Annotated in this window: 22 protein-coding genes and 1 CRISPR repeat array; of the genes, 10 read left to right on the top strand and 12 right to left on the bottom strand. The window is 34.8% G+C overall.

Annotation, left to right across the window (positions count from 1 at the left end):
• Nucleotides 1–15: 15 nt before the first annotated feature.
• From FHL06_RS02645 to FHL06_RS02630, 4 genes are all read right to left on the bottom strand, one after another.
• Nucleotides 16–723: a GntR family transcriptional regulator gene (locus FHL06_RS02645; RefSeq protein WP_153384699.1), complete on the bottom strand. Its 708-nt coding sequence runs from the start codon at nt 721–723 to the stop codon at nt 16–18.
• A 150-nt stretch (nt 724–873) separates the two neighbouring features.
• Nucleotides 874–2,292 carry a PTS galactitol transporter subunit IIC gene (locus tag FHL06_RS02640; RefSeq protein ID WP_153384698.1) on the bottom strand — a complete coding sequence of 473 codons (1,419 nt, stop codon included), beginning with the start codon at nt 2,290–2,292 and terminating at the stop codon, nt 874–876.
• Nucleotides 2,293–2,324: 32 nt separating this feature from the next.
• Complete coding sequence (locus FHL06_RS02635) at nt 2,325–2,630, bottom strand: PTS sugar transporter subunit IIB (protein ID WP_153384697.1); 306 nt, start codon at nt 2,628–2,630, stop codon at nt 2,325–2,327.
• Between the two features lie 14 nt (nt 2,631–2,644).
• Complete coding sequence (locus tag FHL06_RS02630) at nt 2,645–3,157, bottom strand: PTS sugar transporter subunit IIA (RefSeq protein ID WP_153384696.1); 513 nt, start codon at nt 3,155–3,157, stop codon at nt 2,645–2,647.
• Nucleotides 3,158–3,428: 271 nt separating this feature from the next.
• On the opposite strand from FHL06_RS02630, the gene FHL06_RS02625 reads away from it, so the two are divergent.
• The 7 genes from FHL06_RS02625 to cas9 all read left to right on the top strand — a co-directional run bounded on the left by FHL06_RS02625 (nt 3,429) and on the right by cas9 (nt 12,521).
• The gene (locus FHL06_RS02625; RefSeq protein WP_153384695.1) at nt 3,429–4,190 is read left to right on the top strand and encodes a DeoR/GlpR family DNA-binding transcription regulator; all 762 of its coding nucleotides are present in this window, start codon (nt 3,429–3,431) and stop codon (nt 4,188–4,190) included.
• An 18-nt stretch (nt 4,191–4,208) separates the two neighbouring features.
• Nucleotides 4,209–4,643: a galactose-6-phosphate isomerase subunit LacA gene (gene lacA, locus FHL06_RS02620; protein ID WP_153384694.1), complete on the top strand. Its 435-nt coding sequence runs from the start codon at nt 4,209–4,211 to the stop codon at nt 4,641–4,643.
• A 17-nt stretch (nt 4,644–4,660) separates the two neighbouring features.
• Nucleotides 4,661–5,176: a galactose-6-phosphate isomerase subunit LacB gene (gene lacB, locus FHL06_RS02615; protein ID WP_153384693.1), complete on the top strand. Its 516-nt coding sequence runs from the start codon at nt 4,661–4,663 to the stop codon at nt 5,174–5,176.
• A gap of 532 nt (nt 5,177–5,708) precedes the next feature.
• Nucleotides 5,709–6,653: a hexose kinase gene (locus tag FHL06_RS02610; protein ID WP_153384692.1), complete on the top strand. Its 945-nt coding sequence runs from the start codon at nt 5,709–5,711 to the stop codon at nt 6,651–6,653.
• A gap of 27 nt (nt 6,654–6,680) precedes the next feature.
• The gene (gene lacD, locus FHL06_RS02605; RefSeq protein ID WP_153384691.1) at nt 6,681–7,676 is read left to right on the top strand and encodes a tagatose-bisphosphate aldolase; all 996 of its coding nucleotides are present in this window, start codon (nt 6,681–6,683) and stop codon (nt 7,674–7,676) included.
• A gap of 133 nt (nt 7,677–7,809) precedes the next feature.
• On the top strand, nt 7,810–8,211 hold the full coding sequence (locus FHL06_RS02600; RefSeq protein WP_153384690.1) for a MerR family transcriptional regulator: 402 nt from the start codon (nt 7,810–7,812) through the stop codon (nt 8,209–8,211).
• A 236-nt stretch (nt 8,212–8,447) separates the two neighbouring features.
• Nucleotides 8,448–12,521, top strand: a complete 4,074-nt coding sequence (cas9, locus tag FHL06_RS02595; protein WP_192917937.1) for a type II CRISPR RNA-guided endonuclease Cas9 — start codon at nt 8,448–8,450, stop codon at nt 12,519–12,521.
• Between the two features lie 537 nt (nt 12,522–13,058).
• Nucleotides 13,059–13,556: direct repeats of the CRISPR family, unit length 36 nt; unit sequence GTTTTAGAACTATGTCATTTTATTTACTTATGAACC.
• Between the two features lie 230 nt (nt 13,557–13,786).
• Here cas9 and FHL06_RS02590 read toward each other — a convergent pair.
• The 4 genes from FHL06_RS02590 to FHL06_RS02575 form a co-directional block, all read right to left on the bottom strand.
• Nucleotides 13,787–14,623 (bottom strand): DNA/RNA non-specific endonuclease, encoded by an 837-nt coding sequence (locus tag FHL06_RS02590; RefSeq protein ID WP_153384688.1) that lies wholly within the window; start codon nt 14,621–14,623, stop codon nt 13,787–13,789.
• A complete protein-coding gene (locus tag FHL06_RS02585; RefSeq protein ID WP_153384687.1) occupies nt 14,623–15,303 on the bottom strand; it encodes a sunset domain-containing protein in 681 nt (226 codons plus the stop codon). Before FHL06_RS02585 ends, FHL06_RS02590 begins: the two co-directional genes overlap by 1 nt.
• A gap of 156 nt (nt 15,304–15,459) precedes the next feature.
• Nucleotides 15,460–15,900, bottom strand: a complete 441-nt coding sequence (locus FHL06_RS02580) for a flavodoxin domain-containing protein (protein WP_153384686.1) — start codon at nt 15,898–15,900, stop codon at nt 15,460–15,462.
• A gap of 8 nt (nt 15,901–15,908) precedes the next feature.
• Nucleotides 15,909–16,529 (bottom strand): NAD(P)-dependent oxidoreductase, encoded by a 621-nt coding sequence (locus FHL06_RS02575; RefSeq protein ID WP_153384685.1) that lies wholly within the window; start codon nt 16,527–16,529, stop codon nt 15,909–15,911.
• Between the two features lie 113 nt (nt 16,530–16,642).
• On the opposite strand from FHL06_RS02575, the gene FHL06_RS02570 reads away from it, so the two are divergent.
• The 3 genes from FHL06_RS02570 to FHL06_RS02560 all read left to right on the top strand — a co-directional run bounded on the left by FHL06_RS02570 (nt 16,643) and on the right by FHL06_RS02560 (nt 19,380).
• On the top strand, nt 16,643–17,293 hold the full coding sequence (locus FHL06_RS02570; RefSeq protein WP_153384684.1) for a histidine phosphatase family protein: 651 nt from the start codon (nt 16,643–16,645) through the stop codon (nt 17,291–17,293).
• 46 nt (nt 17,294–17,339) lie between these two features.
• On the top strand, nt 17,340–17,999 hold the full coding sequence (locus tag FHL06_RS02565; RefSeq protein ID WP_153384683.1) for a histidine phosphatase family protein: 660 nt from the start codon (nt 17,340–17,342) through the stop codon (nt 17,997–17,999).
• Between the two features lie 241 nt (nt 18,000–18,240).
• A complete protein-coding gene (locus FHL06_RS02560) occupies nt 18,241–19,380 on the top strand; it encodes a trans-sulfuration enzyme family protein (protein WP_153384682.1) in 1,140 nt (379 codons plus the stop codon).
• A 61-nt stretch (nt 19,381–19,441) separates the two neighbouring features.
• Here FHL06_RS02560 and FHL06_RS02555 read toward each other — a convergent pair whose 3' ends face one another.
• From FHL06_RS02555 to FHL06_RS02540, 4 genes are all read right to left on the bottom strand, one after another.
• Nucleotides 19,442–21,217 carry a PTS lactose transporter subunit IIBC gene (locus FHL06_RS02555; RefSeq protein ID WP_153384681.1) on the bottom strand — a complete coding sequence of 592 codons (1,776 nt, stop codon included), beginning with the start codon at nt 21,215–21,217 and terminating at the stop codon, nt 19,442–19,444.
• Nucleotides 21,218–21,357: 140 nt separating this feature from the next.
• Nucleotides 21,358–22,788 carry a 6-phospho-beta-galactosidase gene (gene lacG / locus FHL06_RS02550; protein ID WP_153384680.1) on the bottom strand — a complete coding sequence of 477 codons (1,431 nt, stop codon included), beginning with the start codon at nt 22,786–22,788 and terminating at the stop codon, nt 21,358–21,360.
• A gap of 14 nt (nt 22,789–22,802) precedes the next feature.
• Nucleotides 22,803–23,147: a PTS lactose/cellobiose transporter subunit IIA gene (locus FHL06_RS02545; RefSeq protein WP_153384679.1), complete on the bottom strand. Its 345-nt coding sequence runs from the start codon at nt 23,145–23,147 to the stop codon at nt 22,803–22,805.
• A gap of 26 nt (nt 23,148–23,173) precedes the next feature.
• On the bottom strand, nt 23,174–24,028 hold the full coding sequence (locus FHL06_RS02540; protein ID WP_153384678.1) for a PRD domain-containing protein: 855 nt from the start codon (nt 24,026–24,028) through the stop codon (nt 23,174–23,176).
• Nucleotides 24,029–24,039: the final 11 nt, after the last annotated feature.

Genomic DNA, 24,039 nt, shown 5'->3' with positions numbered 1-24,039 from the left:
TTACCTCTTTCTAAACTAAACTATGAACATAATTAAATCTCTAACAACAGTGGACTGACTATAATAAACAAATTTCTCATCAAAAACGCCACGTCTTTTGATACTGACTAAGGGATCGCCAACGCTTAAATCAAAAATTTTGCGATTAGTTTTCAAAATCATTCCTGGCTCAGTCTTAGATACAAATTCAGGTCGTTTTTGATATTTTTTCACTAGAAAAGGAATCAGGTTATTATTATTCTCAATTTCACTTTTGTGTATCATGGGGAAAGCTGAAAATGGCAGATATATTTTATCTAAAAATACTGGTTCATCATCTGCATAGTACATAAGATATATAACGTAAAAATAATCATCAGGCTTTAAATTCAACTCTTTGCGGATTTTCTTTTCTGAACCATCGATGTTTAATTCAAATTTTCTTAGTTCAAATTTTGGAATTGAACCCATTTGTTCAATTTTTTTCTTAACATTCAAAAATTGGACTGTACTACCTTCTGATTCACTAGATGAAACAAATGATCCCTGACCTTGCTTCTTATAGATATAATTTCGACTCTCTAATTCAGCTAAGGCCCTTCTCACGGTGATTCTTGAAACGTTGTAAATTGCCCCTAATTCTTGTTCAGAAGGAAGCTTACTTTCTTTAGGCAATTTTCCTGATTCAATTTGTTTAATAAGATCATTCAACATGCTTTGATATAGTGGCATTATACTGTTCATCCGGATTTCCTCAACTTGTTATATTGTTATAACAACCACACTCATAGTAAATCACCTTAGCCCTTTGCTGTCAACGCTTTCATTAAAATACGTATAAAAAAGGCTCTCAATAATTAATCCTGAGAGTCTTAATTATTATTTCTTAATAAACTATTTGGCAGCTTTTGCAGCGGCTTCATCAGCATAAATTTTGTTTCTCTTCTTCATTTGCTTTGCGTACCAGATGAAAATCAATAGGTATGCAACTAATGCAAGTGCAGCATAGATAACAAACTTAATTTCACCAGTTGAAGCGTTACCTACTAAGTAAGCCAAGAATTTTTCGATAGGACCTTCCATTGTTGAGTGGGAAATCATTGTACCTGATGACAATCCCTTAGGGAATGCACCAAGCTTCTTAGCTGTTTCAGTAACCATAGGAGCTGACAATGTACCGGCCCATAGGAAGATAGGTAGTTCAATGGCACCGATAACGATCATACGAATAATCTTACCACGTGTAACAACTAGCAATGCTGGTGTAACACCCATGGCGATAATACCACCTAAAGGCAAGATCTTGTTACCAGGCAATACAAGTGCTTCAAGAAGCATGATAGGTGCTAGAACGTTAGCGGCAGCCCACATTTCAGCACGTCCGGCGATAAATGGCCAGTCAAGTCCGACATTCATTGTACGACCCTTTAACTTCTTGTTAGCAAAGTCTGTAATACCTTGTGATAATGGTTCAACAGCGGCAATGAACCAAGAACCGATCAAAGAGAATAGTTCCAAACAGAATGCAGCTGTAAATGAAAGTGTAAAGATTTCCTTAACACCTTGGTGTGAAAGTAAACCGATAAAGATACCTAAATAGATACCAATGGCAAATTTGCTTCCCCAGAATCCAATCTTCTTGTTCAATGCGGCAGCATCAAAGTCGAATTTATCTAACCATGGGAAGATAACATCAAAAATCTTATCAAAGACCATGATAATTGGGTTCATCATGTAGTTCATGTGTGTTGTTGTCATTGGATTAGAAGCAGGTGCATGAAGTAGATCATTAAAAGTAGGTTTCATTAAATCTGAGTTGATAATCTTCAAGACACCAATGAAAATAACAAGACATGTAGTAATTAGCAAGTTAGCACCGAAGAACATGCAAAGTAGTCCAACGAAAGCTAAGTGCCAAACATCGAAAATATCAACATCAAGCGTATTGGTTTTATTCCAAAGAATCATGACGATATTAACGATAACTAATACAAGTAAGAAGAACAATGTATATGGAGAACCCCAAGTAATAGTAGCAAGTGGGGCCCAACCTAAGTCAGTAACTGATAGTTGAATACCAGTTGACTTAACGAAGGCGTTCAATGCGTCTTGGAATGCTGTTGTCAACAATCCAATAACGGCACTGATGGCTGTAAGAGCGATGGCTAATTTAATACCACCTTCCAAAGCCTTGGAGAACTTAACTCTAAAAATCAAAGCGATAATTGTCAAAACGATTAACATCATTGGTGCGGCACCAAGGTCAATTAAAGGTTTGAATATCGCATTGGCGAAATCAATTATTCCTGACATATTCCGTTTCCCCCTAGATGTGTCTTATGAAACTATGCTTTGCCACTGTCCTTAATAGCTTGTTCTACTTGGTCATAAACAGGCTTTGCCATAGCAGGCATTCTATATAGGATAGGACCAGCATCAATAACTGGAATCTTAGGTGTGAATCCTAAATCAGTGGCAGCGATTGGTGTGAATAGATCATAATCATCCAACATATCCTCGGTAATATCTTTGATCATAACGGCATCACATTGTACATCGTAACCACGATTGCTCATTTCTGTTTCCAAAGCATCCTTGATTTGGTGACTTGAATTAACTCCGGCACCACAAGCAGCTAAAATTTTAAACATAATCAACACTCTCCTTATTCATTGCTTTTAGCATATTTAATAAATTTGCGATTCAAGAAAGAATAAATCTCTTTTGGATCGTCGCTCTTAAAGAATGGTACAAGCTCGTTTTCAGAAGTACGAGCCATGAAGTCCATGATCTGTGCCAAAATGTTTGATTGGCCCTCAGGATCATTGTTCAGAATCATGAATAAAAACTTCACGTTAAATTCCTTTGATGGATCAATCATATTGTGAAAAGGAATTTCGTTTTCCAATTTAATAGGAACAATCATACGAACTTTAACGAATTCGCTCTCCGTATGTGGAATGGCAATATTCGGTATCTTTGGCGATACAACTGACATATCTATTCCAGTAGGATAGTTTTGTTCTCGTTCCAATAAATTGTTAATGAAGTCTTTAGTTACAAGATCCTTTTTCAAAAGTGAAGCTGCTATTTCGCGAAAGACATCCTCTCTTGTCGAAGCTTTTGAAATATAAACTTCATTTTCGCTAAATAGTTGATCAGTAGCCAAATTTCCCATTAACACCATCACCTACCTGTTTGTTTGTTTTTGTTTACAAGAACAATGGTAAACGCTCTCATAAAATAAGTCAATACTAAATATAAAAATATAAGGTTTTAAATAGCCTTTCCTATATATAGTAGCGTTACTAACATGTTGACTGTTAAACAGGCAAGTTAAAAGCATCAAACAAAATAAACATTTCGTTGTTAAAGCGATTGACAATTTGTAAGTTAGATGCTAGATTATGTTTGTAACGAACAATAGTAAACAAAAAAGAGGTGATCTTTTGTTAAAGAAAGAACGCTTTCTAAAGATACTATCCGAATTAGATAAAAACGACATCGTTACTGTAAATGATCTAACTAGCTTATTAGATTGTTCCGATATGACCATCAGACGTGATCTTGAGGAATTGTCAGAATCTGGCAAATTAATCAGGATTCATGGTGGTGCACAAAAAATCAGCGTTTCCCCACTTGAGGAAGCCTCCCATGTTGAAAAACGTGAAGTGCACATAAAGGAAAAACAAGAACTAGCTAAATTAGCAGCAAATGAAATCGAAAATTTCGATACTATCTTTATTGGTCCAGGAACAACATTGGAACTGATTGCTCAAAATATTAAAAATATTAATTCTTTAAGAGTTGTCACCATTAGTATTCCTGTCTTTGAAAGCTTTAAAAATTCAGATCTTAACTGTGAATTAATTTTGGCAGGCGGTATCTACCGTGGACGTTCGGGAACATTAATCGGTGCCCTAGCAAGCAATGCTGTGGGTGGATTAAAATTCGATAAAGCATTCGTAGGTGTAAATGGTATTCAAAATTCACAAATTATGACAGCCAATACCGAAGAAGGTCGAATTCAAAGCGTTGCTTTAAATAATTCTCAGGTTAAATACATCGTTGCCGATAAATACAAGTTGAATCGAAATGACTTCTATACTTTCTACAGCCTAGACGATGTAGATTATCTGGTTACTAACAAGAGTGCTTCCAAAGAAACTATCGATTACTATCAACAGTATGTAAGACTTATTACCAATTAATAATGGAGGGATTATTTTATGAAGATTGCATTAGCTTCAGATAAAGCAGGAATGGAATTAAAGAATTACATCAAGGATTACCTTGAAAACGAAGGCAAAGGCTATGAAGTCGTTGACCTTTCAGAACAACCAGCTGCTGACTTCGTTGATTCATCAGTCGAAGTTTCACACGCTGTTCTAGATGGCAAAGCAGATCGTGGAATTATGTTCGATGAATACGGTACAGGTTCAGCTATGGCAAGTAACAAGATTCATGGAATGGTAACTGCCAATGTTACTGAAGAAAATTCAGCTCACATGACAACACAACATAACGGTGCTAAAGCCATTGCCATTGGTTCAGGAATCGTTGGCAAGAAACGTGCCGAATCAATCGTTGACAAGTACTTAGGTGTTGACTACGCCGGTGGACGTCACCAAATTCGTTTGGATATGCTTGAAAAATTATACTAATAGGAGGGAATTAATTTATGATTATTGCATTAGGAAACGACCATATTGTTACAGACGTTAAAATTCAAATTTCAAATATGTTAAAGGCCATGGGCCACAAGGTAATTGATGTTGGTACATATGACACAACAAGAACTCACTACCCTATTTATGGTTTGAGAGTAGCTAACTTAATCCGTGACGGCAAAGCTGATCTCGGAGTTGTACTATGTGGTACAGGTGTTGGTGTTTCAACAGCTGCCGACAAGAACCAAGGAGTACGTGCAGCATTAGTTGCTGATACAACAACAGCTAAGTATGCAAGAGAACACCTAAACGCTAACGTTATCAGTTTCGGTGGTGCCGTAGTCGGTGAACACCTAGCAGAAGAAATCGTAAAAACATTCCTAGCCGCTAAATATTTAGGCGAAGACGACGACCTAGTTAAAAAAATCGATGCCGTTGAAAGCAAAGACAATCCAGAACAACACGATAACCCTCACTTCTATGACCACGAAATGAAATTATGGAACGAAGGATTCTATCACGATTAGAGAGTGAAACAAGGGCGGTCAGCTCTCGGAGCCTAAGACAATTTCACGAATTGCTCGCGCACTTTGCGAGGGATTTGGGAAATAGCCTTAGGTGTAGAGAGTTGCCCTTGTGTAACTCGTTTTAGTTAGAGAGTGAAACAAGCCCGCTTAGATTCCGAGCATTTGCACAACTTCACGAATTGACTGCGTAGCAGGCAGTTTGGGAAGTTTCGCAAAGCACAGGAATCTGGCTTGTGTAACTCGTTTCCACTATTAAAATAAAACCTTTGGTTATTTAAATATTGTTGATTTCCATACAAGTATTGTTTATTTCCAAAAAAAACAATAGAATAACCAAAAATAAACATGAGCTACCATCGTTGCGTAACTCATCTGGGCTATATGAAATAAAAAAGTTAGCCCAGCTTCAAGCACTGAACTAATAAACAGTACAGTGCTTGAAGCCGGACTAACTTAGAGAGGTTTTGTTTCATCTAACCCATTTTTGGTGGTCTTTAATGACCATTTGAAATTTTACAAGGGGGTCCGCACAATGAGTAATTCAGTTTTAACAATCACCATGAACCCTTCCGTTGATATCTCTTATCCATTAGAACACCTAAACGTCGATACCGTGAATCGCGTTAAAGATGTTTCCAAGACAGCTGGTGGCAAGGGATTAAACGTTACAAGAGTTCTTAAGCAACTAAACGTTTCAGTAACAGCATCAGGTATTATCGGTGGCACGATCGGTCAATATATCACTGATCAACTCGATGAAAATGATATTGACCATGCCTTTATGAAAATAAGTCAAGAATCAAGAAATTGTATCGCTATTTTACATGACGATGGCGACCAAACGGAAATTCTTGAAGCCGGTCCTATCCTTTCAAAAGATGATGAAAATGCTTTTCTTGAACATTTTGAGGATCAAGTAAGCAGCTTTAAATTAGTAACTATCTCGGGAAGCCTGTCACAAGGCCTCTCAACTGGCGTTTATTCTAAAATGGTTCAACTCGCTGCTAAACATAATGTTCCTGTCATTTTAGACAGTTCAAATGAACCTTTACGTCTAGCATTAGAAAATGAAACTAAACCATTTATGATTAAACCTAATCAAGACGAAATTGCTCAATTAATCGGCAAAGATATTACTGACTTGAGTGATTTGAAAGACAAATTGACAACCGAAGAAATTTTCCAAGGAATTCCTTGGGTCGTAGTGTCACTAGGGGCACAGGGTGCTTTTGTTAAATACCAAAATGACTTCTTCAAAATAAATATTCCAAAAATTAACGCCGTTAACCCTGTTGGATCTGGTGACTCTACCGTAGCCGGTTTGGCTGCAGGTTTAGTTAAGGATGAAAGCCCAGAAGATATTATGAAAAGAGCTATGACAGTCGGTCTCTTGAATACTTTACAAGAAAAGACTGGAAATATTGACATTAGACAGTATAAAGATTATTTTGAAAAGGTAGACATAGTTAAGTACTAATGTTTAATTTATTATTCGGAGGAATGAATGTATATGACAACACCAAAAAAGTACGCAGCACTAGAAAAAATGTCTGACAAGAACGGAGTTATTGCAGCTCTTGCTATTGACCAACGTGGTTCATTGAAGAAAATGTTAGCCGCAGCCGCAAACAAGCCAGCTAACGAGGAAGATATTGTGGAGTTCAAGAAAGCGATTTCTAAAGAACTAACACCTTATGCTTCTGCTATTCTATTGGATCCAGAATATGGCCTTCCAGCTTCAAAAGTTAGAGCTGATGGCTCAGGTCTATTAGTTTCATACGAAAAGACTGGTTACGATGCTACTGAACCAGGTAGAATTCCTGATTTGATCCCAATCTGGTCTGTACGTCGTCTCAAGGAAGCTGGAGCAGACTCAATCAAGTTCTTGCTATACACTGACCCTGACGAAGATAAATCAATCGTTGACCAAAAGGAAGCTTTCGTTGAAAGAATCGGTGACGAATGTGTCGCTGAAGATATTCCTTTGTTCGTAGAATTAGTTACATACGATGACTCAATCGGTGATGTTAAGAGCGCAGAATACGCTAAAGTAAAGCCTCACAAAGTTATCGAAGCTATGAAAGAATTTTCAAAAGAGAAGTATCACATTGACGTCTTGAAGGTTGAAGTTCCTATTAACCTTGACTACGTTGAAGGATTCAATGGCGACAACCCTGTTGTTTACACAAAGGATGAAGCTGTTAAGTACTTCAAGGAACAAAGTGATGCAACAAACTTGCCATACATCTTCTTGAGTGCCGGTGTTACTGCTGAAGCATTTAGAGACGAATTGCACCTTGCTAAAGATGCAGATGCTAAATTCAATGGTGTTCTTTGTGGCCGTGCTACATGGAGAGGTGCCGTTGAACCATTCGCTAAAGATGGTGAAGAAGCTGGTAAGAAGTGGATGAACGATCAAGGTAAGAAGAACATCGAAGACCTTAATAAAGTTCTTGCTGAAACAGCAACTTCATGGAAAGAAAAAGTTTCAAAAGACTAATTTATTAGAATTTCAAAAAGCATATCCATTGCGGGTATGCTTTTTTTCTGTGACAAATCGTCTAAGTTTGCAAAGTAAAAGGTGCTAACATCACCTATGAAGCTTTCCTTTACAAACTAAGAATGTGATTACAATGTTAAAAATTTCTGAAGTAAGTAAAAAAATTGATTTGCCAATCGCTACGATTAGATATTACACAGATTTAGGACTGGTCCCTTCTGTTATCCGTGATGACGAAGGACAAAGGATTTTCGACGATGAGGCAATTGTCTGGTTGCAAGGAATCCAATTTCAAAGAGAATTAGGAACGCCAATTCCAGAAATCAAAGAGTATATCGAATTGAGTCAAAAAACTGGCCCTATCGCCTTACAAAAACGCCACGATTTATTGTTGAAGCAATATATTAGAGCTCAAGAACAAAAAAGTGCTTCTCAAATTCGACTCGATAAACTTAATAAAAAGATACAATTGGAAAATGACATCATCAGTGGCAAAAAGCGTGACAGTTTAAGTGCTGCTAGAAGATTCAACTAAACAACCTCATAACTTAATATAATTAGATCTAAACAACTTACTAGCAATTCCTTCATATTACGAATTTGAACCATCATATATACTTGTTAATTGCTTTTCATAATACAAAAAAGTTATTATTTCAACATAAAAAATGTATCTTATAAAAAAGACCTCAAATTAGGATTTAAATCACTTTAATTAGCTCATATATTGTATTCTTTATGTATCAAATACAAATGTAAATGGAGGATATCATGACAAAAAGAGAAGAACCTTATAATATTGGTATAGATATTGGTACAAATTCAGTTGGATGGGCCGCCACAAGCGAAGTCTACGATTTAATCAATCAAAAAAAGAAAAATCTCTGGGGTGCAAGATTATTTAAAAATGCATCCACAGCAAAAAAGACTAGAATATATCGTTCTACAAGACGACGTTATAAAAGAAAAAAGAACCATATCAATTGGCTTAATGAGGTTTTTAGTGAACAATTAGCTACAATTGATCCCTCTTTTTTGTTACGTTTGCAAAATTCTTGGGTTTCTAAAAAAGATTCTGATAGAAAGAGAGATAAATATAATTTATTTATTGATAAATCTTATACAGACAAAGATTACTACAAGGAATACCCTACAATTTTCCACTTGAGAAAAGAATTAATTCTAAACAAAAAGAAATTTGATATTCGCTTAGTTTATTTGGCACTTCACAACATTCTTAAATACCGAGGTAACTTTACTTATGAGCATCAAAAGTTTAGTATTTCAAATCTAAATAATGATTTGACAAAAGAATTGTTTGAATTCAATCAACAGTTAATAAATTATGATATTTCCTTTCCTGACAATTGTGATTGGACTCATATTACTAATATTCTAATTAGCCATGGAAAAGTATCTGACAAATCAAATAATATTTTAAATAATTTAAATCTTGATAAAAATTCAAAAAAAAGACTAAATGAAGTTCTTACTTTAGTCTTAGGCAATACAGCTCATTTAAATTCTATTTTTAAAACATCCCTAACTAAAGATGACGAAAAATTTAGCTTTAAAGGTAAAGATGTAGAATCACAATTAGATAGTTTAGAATCATTGCTAGATGATGAGCAATTAACACTACTAGATTCCGCTAATAGAATATATAGTAGCATCACTTTAAATGAAATTCTTAGTGGCGAATCTTATCTAAGTATGGCAAAAGTTAAACAGTATGAGAAACATCACATTGATTTATGTAAATTACGTGATATGTGGCATACTACTAAAGATAAAGATGCTGTAATGGATTCTAGAAAAGCTTATTATAGTTACATCAGAGAACCAAATTATGATATCAAGAAATTTTATTCTAGTATAAAAGATTTTCTCAAAATAGCTGAACCCTTGAATCTAGCAAAAGAAGCTGAAAAAAAAATAGATGAAGGAACATATCTAGTTAAACCACGTAATAAAGAAAATGGAGTTATACCTTATCAGTTAAATAAATTAGAAATGGAGAAAATTATTGATAATCAAGGTCAATATTATCCCTTTCTAAAAGAAAATAAAGATAAATTATTATCAATATTAAAATTTCACATACCTTACTATGTAGGACCCCTCCAATCATCTGAAAAGAGCCCTTTTGCATGGATGGAACGAAAATCAAACGGACACATACGTCCATGGAATTTCGACGAAATTGTAGATCGAGAAGCATCATCAAACCAGTTTATTCGTCGTATGACTGTTACAGATTCATTTTTAATTGGGGAACCTGTTCTACCAAAGAATAGCTTCATTTATCAACGATATGAAGCCCTTAATGAATTAAATAATATTCATATAACAGAAAATCTAAAATCAAATCCAAATGGATCTAGATTAACTGTAAAAATTAAGCAGCGTATTTATAACGAAATATTTAAAAAATATAAAAAAGTTACCGTCGATAAAGTAAAAAAATGGTTAATTGCTCAAGGATATTATAGAAATCCTATATTAATTGGTTTATCGCAAAAGGATAAATTTAATTCTAGTTTGACTTCTTATTTAGATATGAAAAAAGTTTTCGGATCATCTTTTATAGAAAACAGAGAAAATAGTAAGCAAATTGAAGAGCTTATTGAATGGTTAACAATTTTTGAAGATAAACAAATATTAAAAGAGAAACTACATAATTCCAATTACGATTACACTGACAATCAAATCAAACAACTATCCAACATGCGTTATAAAGGTTGGGGGCGTTTATCTAGGAAAACTCTTATTGATATTAAAACCGAAACTAATACGCCTCAATCACGACAGCTATCAAATTATTCTATCTTGGATTTAATGTGGTCAACAAACAATAATTTCAATAGCATTATTAAAAATAATAAATACGATTTCAAAAATTATATTGAGAATTATAATTTAAACAAAAATGAAAATACCAGTATCTCTGATATGATCGATGATGTTCATGCTTCCCCTGCTCTAAAAAGAGGTATTACACAAGCAATTAAAATAGTCCAAGAAATAGTAACTTTTATGGGACATGCTCCTAAACATATTTTCATTGAAGTTACAAGGGAAAGTGATAAATCTGAATTATCCACATCTCGTAAAAAGCGTATTCAAAAATTACAGAACAAAATGGCTAATAAGGTTGATGACTTCAAACCACAGTTAAGTCAATATTTAGTTCCAGATAAAGAAATTAAAGATGACTTTAAAAAATATAAAAATAATTTGTCAAGTGAACGTCTAATGCTCTATTTTTTACAAAACGGAAAATCATTGTACTCCGATGAACCTTTAAATATAGAAAATTTGTCTCAGTATCAAGTAGACCATATATTACCAAGAACTTATATTCCTGATGATTCTTTAGAAAATAAGGCTTTAATATTAGCTAAAGAAAATCAACGTAAGGGTGATTATTTATTGTTGAATCCATCAATAATAGATAAGAACCTAGATCGGTGGACTTACATGTTAAACAATGGCATGATGGGATTGAAAAAATTTAAGAATCTGACTAGACGAGTGATTACAGACAGGGATAAATTAGGATTTATAAATCGTCAATTAGTACAAACCTCTCAAATGGTAAAAAGAGTTGCGAACATATTAGATAGCATGTACAAAGATGAAGGGACTACTTGTATTCAAATTAGAGCTAATCTTTCTACTTCTTTCAGAAAAGCACTAAGTAACCAAAATAACTCTTATCATTTTCAACACCCAGAATTAGTAAAAAATCGTAATGTCAATGACTTTCATCATGCTCAAGATGCTTATTTAGCGAGTTTTTTAGGCACATATCAATTAAAGAAATTTCCTACAGATGAAATGCTACTACTTAATGGAGAATATAATAAATTTTACGGCCAAGTACAACATTTATACTCTAAAGAGAAAAAAATACCTGACAACAAAAAAAATGGTTTTATAATCTCTCCATTAGTCAATGGAACTACACAATATGACAAAAATACTGGAAAAACCATTTGGAATAAGACATTCCTTGATAAAATCTTAAAAATATTTAATTACCATCAATACAATATTACTAGAAAGACAGAAATTAAAACCGGTCAATTTTACAAAGAAACAATATATTCCCCAAAATCCAAATATAAAAACCTTATTCCTCAAAAAAAGAATTTAAATCCTAAAATTTATGGAGGATTTACTGAAGAAAAAACTTCTTATATTGCAATTGTAAATATTGACAATAAAAAGACAAAATCAATTTCAATACCTATTAGATTAATGAAATCTCTTAGTAAAAAAGAAAACTTACAAAATTGGTTAGAAAAAAATATTAAACATAAGGAATCCATAAAAATCATTAGAGATAAAGTACCTATAGGACAATTAACGTATAGTAATAAAAATGGTTACTTGGAACTAAAGTCGGGTGAAGAAATAATTAATGGTCGTCAATTATTTATTTCCCCTGAACATTCAGCTCTTTTGAAGTTACTTGAAACAGAGGATACAGATTTTGATTTGATTTTAGCTTTTTACAATAAAAATATTCTAACTGACATATTTAAGGAACTCACTATAAAAATGAAGAAATTATATCCCTATTACACAAAAGAGTATGAATTCTTAAATGATAACATTGACAATTTTGTACAATCTTCTACATCAGAAAAAGTTGATACTTTACAGCAACTACTAAAATTTTTAAGTGTCAATTCTACAAAAATATATCTCTCTTTTAATGGAATCAAAAAAAAGGAATTTGGCAGAAAAAGAAGAAATAACGGTTTGGAGTTAGGCAATACTGATTTAATTTATCAATCAGTAACTGGATTATATGAAACAAGATTTCATATTGACTGATAAAAAGGGCAAAAAAAAAGCTCCTACGCAGGAGCGGCACAATGGCTATTTAACATTAATGGTTATTTTAATTTAACTATGTCATTTTATTTACTTGTGAACGAATACAGTGTATCTCATTTCCATATTTATATCAATATTTTAGAAGAAATTCTATGAACTAGTGAACTATTTAATCCAATCGTCTTATAAAGCTAATACCTTGATTATTTAAATTTTTAAATGGATCTTATTATGCAACCATACTATTTGCTATTAAACCTTGACGATATATTAGATATAGTAAATAATAAAAAATATAGATATTATCAAAAGATAAGATGGATATGATAAATTAACGGTGGAATTGTGCTTTATTTCGATTTCATAGATAATAATCTTTTCTTTTCAACATTACAGATGTTTACTGATAAATGATAAATCTAAATAGAACATAAAATCACGTGGAGGCTTTTGATTTAAGACTTATATCTTTAAAAATTATTTCTAATTATGATAGTGACAAGCCAATTATTAGAATTTGGTTAGAAAACAACGGTTTTAGAACTATGTCATTTTATTTACTTATGAACCTAGAACTCTTGCAAGCAAGAAGAGGAAGACGTTTTAGAACTATGTCATTTTATTTACTTATGAACCCGAATTGTGGTATCTCACTAATCCATCTTTGTTTTAGAACTATGTCATTTTATTTACTTATGAACCTTCAGTGTTCGATGACTGGTACAAAACTGCGTTTTAGAACTATGTCATTTTATTTACTTATGAACCTGAACAAAATGCAGAAAACAAGTTAAGTTAGTTTTAGAACTATGTCATTTTATTTACTTATGAACCTAACAAGAAAATTCTGGAACGTTAAAACATGTTTTAGAACTATGTCATTTTATTTACTTATGAACCCTTAGATTTGAAGAGATAAGCGGATTAACTGTTTTAGAACTATGTCATTTTATTTACTTATGAACCTTGAGTACAATTTACCTGCTTGATAGCGCTGTTTTAGAACTATGTCATTCTATTTACTTATGACTACTTTATGATAACAATTTTATCAAATTTAAGTTACAGCCCTCTTATCCCACCTATTAGAATCTTGCTTATTCTATTTTTCCTTTAATTTTAATAGAGTATTTTTTAGTAAAAATACTTAACATAAATATTTTATAGCATTTAATAAGTAACAATAAGAGAGAGCCTGCATTGAAATATATCAAAATGGATTCAGTAATCAAAAAAAGATTACTGAGTCCATTTTTTAATTTTTATCCAATTTGACTAATTCCATCTGCGTAATTTAAAGTAACGCCTGATTGAACATTGAAAATATAGACGTTAAAGCGAACCGAATTATCACCGATTGATTGAGCTTCCATTTGCACGCCGCGAGGCAACAATTCATTTCCTCTAAAGACTGGCGTGACACGATATCTGATGTAATGGGAACTACTTTTCTTCAAATAATAAGCAATATCCATTTCATGAGCTAACATTTCCGGACTATTCAATGAACGAGTTCCTGTCATCAAGTTTTTAGGATTATTATTTTGACCCGTCAATTGATAGCCAATCAAATGGCTTCTGTTATAGAGCCATCCCCCGCTGATTCGTTTATTATGCCAACCGGTTGGATTCCAATGCAACGCCTCACGTTTGGCTGATGGCATCAAAGAAACGTTTAACAAAGCATTTGCGGACGTGACACGATTAAGATTATCCAAATCGCCATATTTTTGCCAAGCACCATTATTAGTGTTCAAATCAGTTTGAGAAAAATTAGGCTGATTGTTATTAACGATAATTTCTTGCGTTCCGTTATAGTTCATATCGGCTAATTTAGTGTTAGCAGAATTCTGGACTGGTTTATTGTTGTGCTCGTCAATAAACTTCTGATCGTCAGCTATTTCTTGCTGCAATTTGGTAATAGATTTTTTTAATTTCTTATTTTTAGTAACTAATTTTTTAGTTTTCTTTTGATAAGAATAGTTTTTTACAACTTCTACCTTACTATCAGTAGTACTAGCGGCTTGGCTTTGGTTGGCACAAGCTGTCAGTGAAGGCAGCAATGCAAAAACCATCAACAATTTAATTAATTTTTTCATCAGACCTTCGCCTTTCTGTAACCAGCATTGATAGCATCCTGCTCATTATCGAAATAAACGGCATTGGATGAATTCATCTTGTAGCCTCTTTGACCAGGTACGTGATAGATGTGCGAATTAGAATTACCAACGATTTTTCCAGATTGACTGGTAGTCATATCACCACGTTGCTGAGTTTCTTGTTGTTGGTTTTGCTTTTCTTGTTGCTGTTGAGCCTGTTGTTGGGCTTGTTTTTGTTGCTCCTCTTGCTGTTTTTGGGCCTGTTCTTGTTGTTGTTGCTGTTCTTCTTGTTCTTGTTTTTCTTTATCTTCTATTTGGTCTCTTTGCTCTTGTAAACTATCTTCTTGTTCTTTTAGTTTATTTTTTTGAGCTACTAAAGCAACGTGTTCTTTTTTAACGATTTTATACTTACTCTTACCGACGTATTTTGTTTTCGTTGCAACAACTGAAGTTCTAGGCTCATTTTTTTGATCCTGATGCGATACCTTTTCTTCAGTTGTTCCCCCACCGCTGGCAAAGGCAACTATCAAAATTATCAAACTACTAAATAAACCAATTCGATATTTTTTCTTAATTGCTTTACCGGTACGAGTTTTATTACGTACTTTATGTTGATTAATCAGCTTAATGGCAAAATAAATCATTGCAAAAAAGGCTATTAATCCGATTAAAACAGTCATCCCCACGACCCCCTTATTTATATATACAATTAAATCTTATCGGGGATAATTGCCATAATCAAGGTAAATTTGATTAATTTAAGACACATGTTCAGAAATATAAAAAAATAGCTGCAAAAATCATTGACGATTATTGCAACTATTATTTATTACAAACTATTTTAAACTTTTCAAAACATTATCAGCTAACATATCAACTCTCTTGAAGTCAGCCTCATCTGGATCTTGGTTGATTTTAACTGAGTCAGCAACTTGTTCTCCGTTGCTGGAATTCAATTGCATCGTAAAGTAATCGACTGCTCGACCAAAGTGAAGATGCTCTTTAGAACTAGAACCTAAAACAGCAAATTTAGTCTTCTCTAAATCGACGTCTGCTAAATCATCATAAAAGTCCTTCGCCTCATCTGGAACTTCGCCATCGTTATATGTATATGTCTCCACAATAACGGCATCGTAATCCTCTAATTCAAAAGCATCCGTATCGACGATTTGCTGCAAAGTCACTTCTGCACCATGGTCGCGTAAATACTGGTCTAAATACTTAGCAATTTTTTCATTTCGCCCAGTCATGCTTGTATATGTTAGTAAAATCTTCATCTAATTACCTACCATCTAACGCTGATGCGCTCTTTTTGATGTTTTGCATTGACGATTTCATCAACCATTGCTAGAGCAAAGTCGGCATAACTGATGACGCTCTTGCCATCTTTGTCATAAGTCAATTCCTCGCCTGCTAAAACGTACTCACCAGTTTTTTCACCCTTAGCTTCAAAGGTTGCTGCCGGACTGATGAAGGTCCAATTGATATTGCTGTCACGCAATTCGTCCAATGACTTACCCATTTCTTCGCTCAATGGTTTAACTGCGTCTGGGAAACCTGCTTGTTCGTAGACTTTTTGTTTATGATCCTTGTCGACGTACAATGAACCGGCTCCACCAACAACTAATAGTCTAGTTTCAGAGCCATTTAAAATTTCAATCAAATGCTTGGTTGCGGGCACGTATTCTTTGACGTTTGGTCCAAAGAAACCTAAGGCATCGACCAAAACATCGAAGTCTTTTACATCTTCAGCTTTCAAATCATAAACATCTCTGACTAAATATTTATCTGTCGGTGATTTCTTAGCTGCCCGAACGATTGATGTTACATCTAAGCCTCTTGCAACAGCCTCTTTGACGATTAGAGAACCTTCTTTACCATTAGCACCAATAACTGCTATTTTCATAAAAATTAATACCTCCCAATCCTTTGACTACCTTAACTTTACACAATTATAAGCAAAATAACTAAAAATAAGACTTAACTATAGTAGTATTGTCATACTAGGAGGCGAATTTTATGTCATATCAAATTTATTTAGTGAGACACGGTAGAACTTGGTACAACGAATATGAAAAAATGCAAGGTTGGTCCGATACTCCTCTAACAGATGACGGCGTAGCTGTAGCTCAAAAAGCTGCCGAATCTTTGAAGAACGTTAATTTTGCAGCTGCTATGACTTCAGATATGAAACGTGCAGTTGACACATGTCGAATTATTACTAGAAGAAATAGAAATCAGCTAACTCCTTACGAATTAGCTGAATTTAGAGAACAATTTTATGGATTTTACGAGGGTAAAAGTATTGCTGAATCATGGTTTTCAATCGGTAAACCACATCACGCTAAAAACTTTGCCGAAATCGTCCAAAAATATGGTTTCGATGCCACTATGGACTTCGTTAAAGAAGCTGACCCACTTCACGATGCTGAAAATGCTGAAGAATATTGGGGTCGAATCGAACGTGGTTTCAAAAAAATCGATCAAATTGCCCACGATGGCGATAAAATTTTATTAGTAACTCACAGTATTACCATTTTAGGACTAGCAGTTAGATATAAAACTGACGATATTAAATTAGATGATATTCCTGCTAATGCTAGTCTGACTTTACTTGAACGTGATGGTGACAATAATAAGATTACAAAATACAATCAATCATTAATCTAATGTAGTAAAATCAGATTAGACATATTGAGGGAGGAACTAGTTTCAAATGGCAAAATACCAAATCTACTTAGTTCGTCATGGACGTACTTGGTTCAATCGTTACAATAAAATGCAAGGATGGTCGGATACTCCACTAGCTCCAGATGGCATAGAAGTAGCTAAACAAGCTGCTAATGCTTTAAAAGACGTTGACTTTGCGGCCGCTTTTTCATCTGATGCTAGACGTGCCATCGATACTTGCAAATTGATTGTCGATCAAAATATTAATCATGATAAAATCACGCCTCAAAAGATGATGGAATTCCGTGAAGAATTTTATGGCTACTATGAAGGCATGAATTCTCCTGAAGCCTGGTTTATGGTTGGACAACCACACGGCGCCGATACCTTCAGTGAAATTATTGATAAATATGCCTTAGATGCAACCAAAGACTTCATGAAAGAGGCTGATCCATTCCATGATGCTGAAAATGCTGAGGAATATTGGACTCGTGTCAATCGTGGCTTCGAAAAGATGGATGAAGTTGCTAAAGATGGCGACAAAATCCTATTAGTTTCACATGGAACTACGATTCGTTCAATCACTGACCGTTATAACGATGGCGATTTTGACGTAACGGTTAGTCCAAGAAACTCCAGTTTAACAATGATGACTCGCGATAACGGTGTAAATAAGGTTACTAGTTATAACCAAATGCTTAATTAATAAAATTACATTTGACAAAACAATTTTTTTAATCTATTCTCAACACATAAATTACTACGAGGTAACAGCCATGATTTTATTCAATACTCAAACAGCTTCATGTTGTTGCGGTTCGCATTCTATGCGTGCCGTCAGTTTGAGTATCTAAAATCAAGCTAGACTACTGGTATATCACGCGTAGGGTGCAAATCAAATTTGATTTGCACCCTTTTTTTACGCAAAAATTAAAGGAGAGATTATTATGAAATTCAATACAAAATTAATTCATGGTGGCATTAGTGAAGACCAAGAAACTGGTGCAGTTTCAATACCCATCTATCGTTCATCGACTTTTCATCAGCATAAATTAGGAGCTGAACCTAAATGGGAATACGCTCGAACTGGCAACCCAACACGGAATGCTTTGGAGAGTTTGATTGCTGATATCGAAGATGGTAAAAGAGGCTTTGCTTTTGCTTCCGGTTCAGCAGCAATTCATGCTGTTTTCTCACTATTTTCAAATGGCGATCACATTATCATCGGCAATGACGTTTATGGCGGAACTTTTCGACTCGTCAATAAAGTTCTCAAACGTTTTGGACTAGAATTCACGGTCGTTGATACTAGAGATTTAACGGCTGTTAAAAATGCCATTCAAGAAAATACCAAAGCTATTTATTTTGAAACTCCCACTAACCCACTCTTAAAGATTACTGATATCAAGGCTATCGCTGACATTGCAAAAGATAATAATTTAAAGACTATCGTCGACAATACCTTTGCCACTCCTTATAATCAAAATCCTTTAACTTTAGGCGTTGATATCGTAGTTCACAGTGCCACTAAATATTTAGGTGGTCATAGCGACGTCGTGGCTGGTCTTGCAGTTACTAATGACGATGAAATTGCTGACGAACTAGCCTTTTTACAAAATTCTATCGGCAGCGTCTTAGGACCAGATGATAGTTGGCTTTTGATGCGTGGTATTAAAACCTTGGGTGTTAGAATGCGGGTCCACCAAGAGAATGCTCAAGCTGTTTACGATTATTTAGCTAATAACGATAAGGTTGCTAAGATTTACTATCCAGGAAATCCTGATTCGACTGGTTATGAAATTGCTAAGAAACAAATGTCAGGTTTCGGCGCTATGATTTCTTTTGAATTACAAGCTGGCTTAGATGCGAAGCGCTTTGTCGAAAGTCTCAACTTGATCGACCTTGCTGAAAGTCTGGGTGGTATTGAAAGTTTGATTGAAGTTCCTGCCGTTATGACGCACTCATCCATCCCTCGAGAAATCCGTTTGAAAAATGGTATCAAAGATGAATTGATTCGTTTGTCGGTCGGTTTGGAAGATGAATCTGATTTATTAAATGATTTGAAACAAGCTTTTGCTAAAATTTAAAAAAAGAACGGTCAATTCAGAATACAAATTGACCGTTCTTTAATTTAAACCAGATTACTAATTACTTAGTATCCGTCTTGTCGTCTTTATCATCGTCATCTTTCTTATTCAAATTTTCCATAACGAAGTCCAAGGCTTTCTTTGAATCACGTGTTAAGGCAATGTATTGTTGACCTTTTGTAGCAACTAATTGAATACCTAAACGATCGGTATCAGCTTTTAGATCATCGTAATATGTTCTAACTTGTGGAGCTAAGACAACTAAATCATAATTTGGCAAAATATCATGGTGAGAACCATAAGCACCAGCACTAGCAATGATTGGTTCATCGTACTTCTCAGCACCTTCTGTCAAGGCGTTGGCTAATTGTTCACTTGTACCGCCACCGGCACAGAGTACTAAGACTTTAACTTGTTTATCTAATTTTTTATCTTCTGGTGAAGCTTTTGTTTCTGTTTCTTCAGTTGTTGCTGTAGCAGTTGCATCGTTTGATTCTGTAGCAACTTCTGCAGATCCTGCATCGACTCCGGCAGTAGCAACGCCGTCTGCTTCGTCTGCAGCATCAACAGCAGCTTCTTTTTTAACTAATGAAGCATCGTAAGCCTTACAGAATGGTAGGTAAATCAATGTATCAAGAGCAAGCAATAGAACCATCAAAACTAATGATATTGGTTGGAAGTTAGTATCCAAGAACGCACCGATTGGCCCTGGCAATGCCCACGATAGAACGTACATGAACCCTCTCATATTGAATAAATCAATAAATAATTTACCAATAACAACGTTCACAACTGGTGAGAGAACGAATGGAATAAAGAAGTAAGGATTCAAGATAATTGGAGCACCGAACAATAGAGGTTCGTTAACGGCAAACATTACAGGAATGAATGATGCTTTACCGATAGCCTTCAATTGCTTTGATTTCATTAAGAACATGAAAATAAATGGAACAACGAATGTAGCACCAGTACCACCAAGTTCACCAACGAAGTTACCAAAGTTTTCTGTTAGTGAGTGGAATGGGAACTGACCATTCTTGAACAAAGCTAAGTTAGCAGTTGTATTGCCATAAAGTGCTGCGGTGATAGCAGGTTTTACAACTGATGGTCCGTGAATACCCATGAACCAGAAAAAAGGAATAAGGAACCAAATGATAGCCATACCGAAGTAACTTTCAGCACCTTTGAACAATGGTGCAATCAAAGTAGCAATCATGGCACTGAATGGAACGTGTAGCCATGCACGGATTAAGACATCAATAATACCCATTGCAATGATTGAAAATGAGAATGGGAAGACATCACGGAAGTTTTGTGAAATAGCACCAGGAACTTCTTTAGGCATCTTGATAGTAATATCTTTTTCAACACAGAACTTGTAAATAAGAACGGTTGCAAAAGCTGAAACAAAGGCTGATAGAATACCTTTTGTACCAAAGTAGTCGCCGATATAAGCGCCACTCTTTGTTGTACCAATGGCTAATAGCATGAAACCACACATTGAAGCCATCATAGTAGATGTTCCGTTAATAAATCTACTACCTTTGATACGCTGGTTAATAGAACCTGTGAAGGCTTTAGCTGTTGTCCCCGCAACATAAAAGCCAACAAATCCCATTGTGTAGTTATAAATCTTGTTGAACCAATCGTTTAAGCCAGTAGGCAAATTGACTCCAAACAATGGAGGAACAGATGTTAAAAGAATGAAAATACTTGAGAACAAGATGATAGGCATTGCTGCCAAGAATCCATCCTTGATTGCCATCAAATAAATATTCTTTGAAATCTTATCAAAGAACTTTTGATGTTTCTCCAATTTATCAATAATAAATTGCATAATGACACCCCTTTTTTAATTATGCTGGATATGATTTCGAAAAAAATGACCGCAGCAAAGCATAGTATTAGAATTAAATCTATTACTATGCTTCAACTGCGGTCATGCCTAATTTAATAGTAACAATCCACAACTAGAAGCTATTTCATCGTATCAGCAAGTGCCTTATACCATAAAGCACTCTTCTTGATGTAACGTTTCTGTGTTGCAAAATCAATAAAGAATAAACCATAACGCTTATTATATCCATTGGCCCATGAGAATTGGTCCTGAAGCGACCAGATGAAGTAACCGTTTACATTTACACCTTCGTTACGTGCTTTCAAGATAGCTTCCAGATGCTGGTCAACGAAATCGATTCGTTTATCATCATTGATAATAGTATCTTGAGTAGCATTCTCTGGTAATTCTTCTTTAAGACCTAATCCATTTTCAGTAATAAAGATTTCTTTACTATTTGGATATTCTGAACTGACACGCTTCAAAATATCATATAAGCCATCTGGGTAAATATTCCAATCCCAATCGGTGGTTGGAATATCAGGATTTTTAACTGCTTGACCAACTCCTTTGAATTTGAATGATGAAGTTCCTTTAGTACCGGTACCATTGAAATGATTAGTACTCTCGCCGTTATATGCAGCAAAGAATGATGGTTGATAATAATTTAAGCCAAAGTAATCATTTCGCGTAGATGCCTTCTTTAAAATATCCATGTCGCCCGGTTCAATGTCCAAATGCGCATCGTTTGCCTTTAAGATTTCATTGATCAATTTCATCGTCTTATCGGTATATTCGCCTTTGAAAGTTCCATCAAGCAAAAAGGCATTCATGAAAGCATCGCTCAAGTCGGCAGCATGTTGATTTTCTGCTGTATCTGGATATGGATAAACTGGTTGCAAGACGTGAATCAAGCCAATTTTTCCATCATAGCCGCCATCTTTAAACAAATTGACGACTTTAGCGTGTGCTAATAATTCATTGTGTTCTGCCTGAATGGCACTTGTGACATCGAATTTATGATTTGGTGGGAAATTACCTTGGATATATTGTGAATATGCTAAAGAAATCAATTCATTGATTGTAAACCAATGCTTAACTTCTTTGAATTCGTCGAAACAAAACTTCGCATAATCGACAAAATAATCAATATTCTTACGATTCAACCAGTCGCCATCATCAAATAAAGTCTTCGGCGAATCGAAATGATGCAAGGATACATAAGGTTCAATCCCATTATCAAGACATTCTTTGAATAATCTATGGTAGTAATCGATGCCTGCTTGAACAGGTTTGCCATAGCCATCAGGAAAAATCCTCGTCCAAGAAATGGAAACTCTAATTGCATTCAAACCATATTTTTTCGACAAGCAAATGTCTTCTGGGTATAAATGATAGAAGTCACTAGCAGGATCTGGTGCAAAACGACCTTGAGCTTTTAAATAGTCATCCCACATCGTCTTGCCTTTACCATCAACTTTAGTAGCGCCCTCAACTTGAAAGGCAGCTGTAGCGCCACCCCAAACGAAGTTCTTAGGTAATTTTTTGACCCGTTTTAATTCAATACTCAAATCAAGACCTCCTCTTATTTCATGTTTAAATTACGTTCAATTTTGTCGATTCGTTTGTATTCATCAATAAAGAATTTGACTTCATCCATCAACATCATTGTAGTCATCAATGTATCTTGGCCGTGAACCATGATGAAGGTAACATCCATATCTTCGCCGCCGGCTTCTTTACTCAAAAGCTTCGTTTGTTCATTATGTGCATCAACGATTGATTGATTAGCTTCTCCAACGCTTGCATTAGCTTTATCAAACTCACCTTTTTGTGCATATTGCAGTGCTTCAATCAAACTAGTTTTAGCGTCTCCAGCATATGCGACGATTGAAAAACCCGTCATTGAAATTTCTTCTTTAGTTGCCATAATAATCCTCCCTGAATTATCTACGATTATCTTTCTTGAATTAATCTCTGAATGTGAATTACGAAATAAACTAGCTCATTGTTATTCAAATTGATTTGCAAGCGAGCTTGAATCTTGTCACATATTTCATTTGCTATTCGATAAGACTTTGGATAAATCTTTTGAAAATCAGATTCAATACTTTGGTTCAACGCACGATTATCTTGTTCATTGGTGCTGATTCTTTGAACTAAATATTGTAAGTGAATCATCAGTCGGTCAAAATAGTTCTGATTAGTGATATTTCTCGTAATACCGTATTCCTTAAAAACACTCTGTACTATTTGGTTAACGCCCTTGCCAAAATCCTCCTGATCTTCTGTTTTTTCTTGCTCAGGATTTTCACTGCCACGAGCATTAATAAAATGCAATGCAATTGCCTTAGCTGAATCTTTTGGGAAATGAACATTTAAATCATGATTGATCATACTCACAGCTTTATCAGCAATCGCATATTCAGTTGGATAACGATCACGAATATCAGGAACGGTACTCTTTTCGTATTTTCCAGCTATTAAATGTTTGTAAGTCTGTGAAATATGGTCAGTCAATGTTACATAAATATAATCGAGAACTGGATAATGAAACTCCTTTTTCGCCATTTCAATGATGGCAAATCCTGTCATGGTAATGTCAATCGGTACATCCTTTAACAACGTGCCAAATCTTTGCTTCGCTTCATCGGTGTTCAAGTAGAAAATCCGTTCCACACGTGTTGGCGAAACATTGTCACCATGCCGCTTTTGAAACCCAACACCTTTACCTTGGATAATTGCTTGATCTTTTCGACCAACGTCCACAAGCACAGTATTGTTATTGTAGACTCGATTTACTACCAACAAAGCTTTCCCCC

This window comes from Companilactobacillus halodurans, assembly GCF_009600985.1.
GTDB lineage: Bacteria > Bacillota > Bacilli > Lactobacillales > Lactobacillaceae > Companilactobacillus > Companilactobacillus halodurans.
Note: the sequence above shows the minus strand (reverse complement) of the source record. Positions and strands in the feature narration are given on the sequence as shown.

What these genes read in the sequence shown, in the direction of transcription:
- lacD (WP_153384691.1), top strand. Translation starts at nt 6,681, where the DNA reads ATGTATATGACAACACCAAAAAAGTACGCAGCACTAGAAAAAATGTCT.
- FHL06_RS02580 (WP_153384686.1), bottom strand. Translation starts at nt 15,900, where the DNA reads ATGAAGATTTTACTAACATATACAAGCATGACTGGGCGAAATGAAAAA.
- FHL06_RS02640 (WP_153384698.1), bottom strand. Translation starts at nt 2,292, where the DNA reads ATGTCAGGAATAATTGATTTCGCCAATGCGATATTCAAACCTTTAATT.
- FHL06_RS02630 (WP_153384696.1), bottom strand. Translation starts at nt 3,157, where the DNA reads ATGGGAAATTTGGCTACTGATCAACTATTTAGCGAAAATGAAGTTTAT.
- FHL06_RS02565 (WP_153384683.1), top strand. Translation starts at nt 17,340, where the DNA reads ATGGCAAAATACCAAATCTACTTAGTTCGTCATGGACGTACTTGGTTC.
- FHL06_RS02645 (WP_153384699.1), bottom strand. Translation starts at nt 723, where the DNA reads ATGAACAGTATAATGCCACTATATCAAAGCATGTTGAATGATCTTATT.
- FHL06_RS02590 (WP_153384688.1), bottom strand. Translation starts at nt 14,623, where the DNA reads ATGAAAAAATTAATTAAATTGTTGATGGTTTTTGCATTGCTGCCTTCA.
- FHL06_RS02545 (WP_153384679.1), bottom strand. Translation starts at nt 23,147, where the DNA reads ATGGCAACTAAAGAAGAAATTTCAATGACGGGTTTTTCAATCGTCGCA.
- FHL06_RS02610 (WP_153384692.1), top strand. Translation starts at nt 5,709, where the DNA reads ATGAGTAATTCAGTTTTAACAATCACCATGAACCCTTCCGTTGATATC.
- FHL06_RS02570 (WP_153384684.1), top strand. Translation starts at nt 16,643, where the DNA reads ATGTCATATCAAATTTATTTAGTGAGACACGGTAGAACTTGGTACAAC.
- FHL06_RS02635 (WP_153384697.1), bottom strand. Translation starts at nt 2,630, where the DNA reads ATGTTTAAAATTTTAGCTGCTTGTGGTGCCGGAGTTAATTCAAGTCAC.
- cas9 (WP_192917937.1), top strand. Translation starts at nt 8,448, where the DNA reads ATGACAAAAAGAGAAGAACCTTATAATATTGGTATAGATATTGGTACA.
- FHL06_RS02575 (WP_153384685.1), bottom strand. Translation starts at nt 16,529, where the DNA reads ATGAAAATAGCAGTTATTGGTGCTAATGGTAAAGAAGGTTCTCTAATC.
- lacB (WP_153384693.1), top strand. Translation starts at nt 4,661, where the DNA reads ATGATTATTGCATTAGGAAACGACCATATTGTTACAGACGTTAAAATT.
- FHL06_RS02560 (WP_153384682.1), top strand. Translation starts at nt 18,241, where the DNA reads ATGAAATTCAATACAAAATTAATTCATGGTGGCATTAGTGAAGACCAA.
- lacA (WP_153384694.1), top strand. Translation starts at nt 4,209, where the DNA reads ATGAAGATTGCATTAGCTTCAGATAAAGCAGGAATGGAATTAAAGAAT.
- FHL06_RS02555 (WP_153384681.1), bottom strand. Translation starts at nt 21,217, where the DNA reads ATGCAATTTATTATTGATAAATTGGAGAAACATCAAAAGTTCTTTGAT.
- FHL06_RS02585 (WP_153384687.1), bottom strand. Translation starts at nt 15,303, where the DNA reads ATGACTGTTTTAATCGGATTAATAGCCTTTTTTGCAATGATTTATTTT.
- FHL06_RS02600 (WP_153384690.1), top strand. Translation starts at nt 7,810, where the DNA reads ATGTTAAAAATTTCTGAAGTAAGTAAAAAAATTGATTTGCCAATCGCT.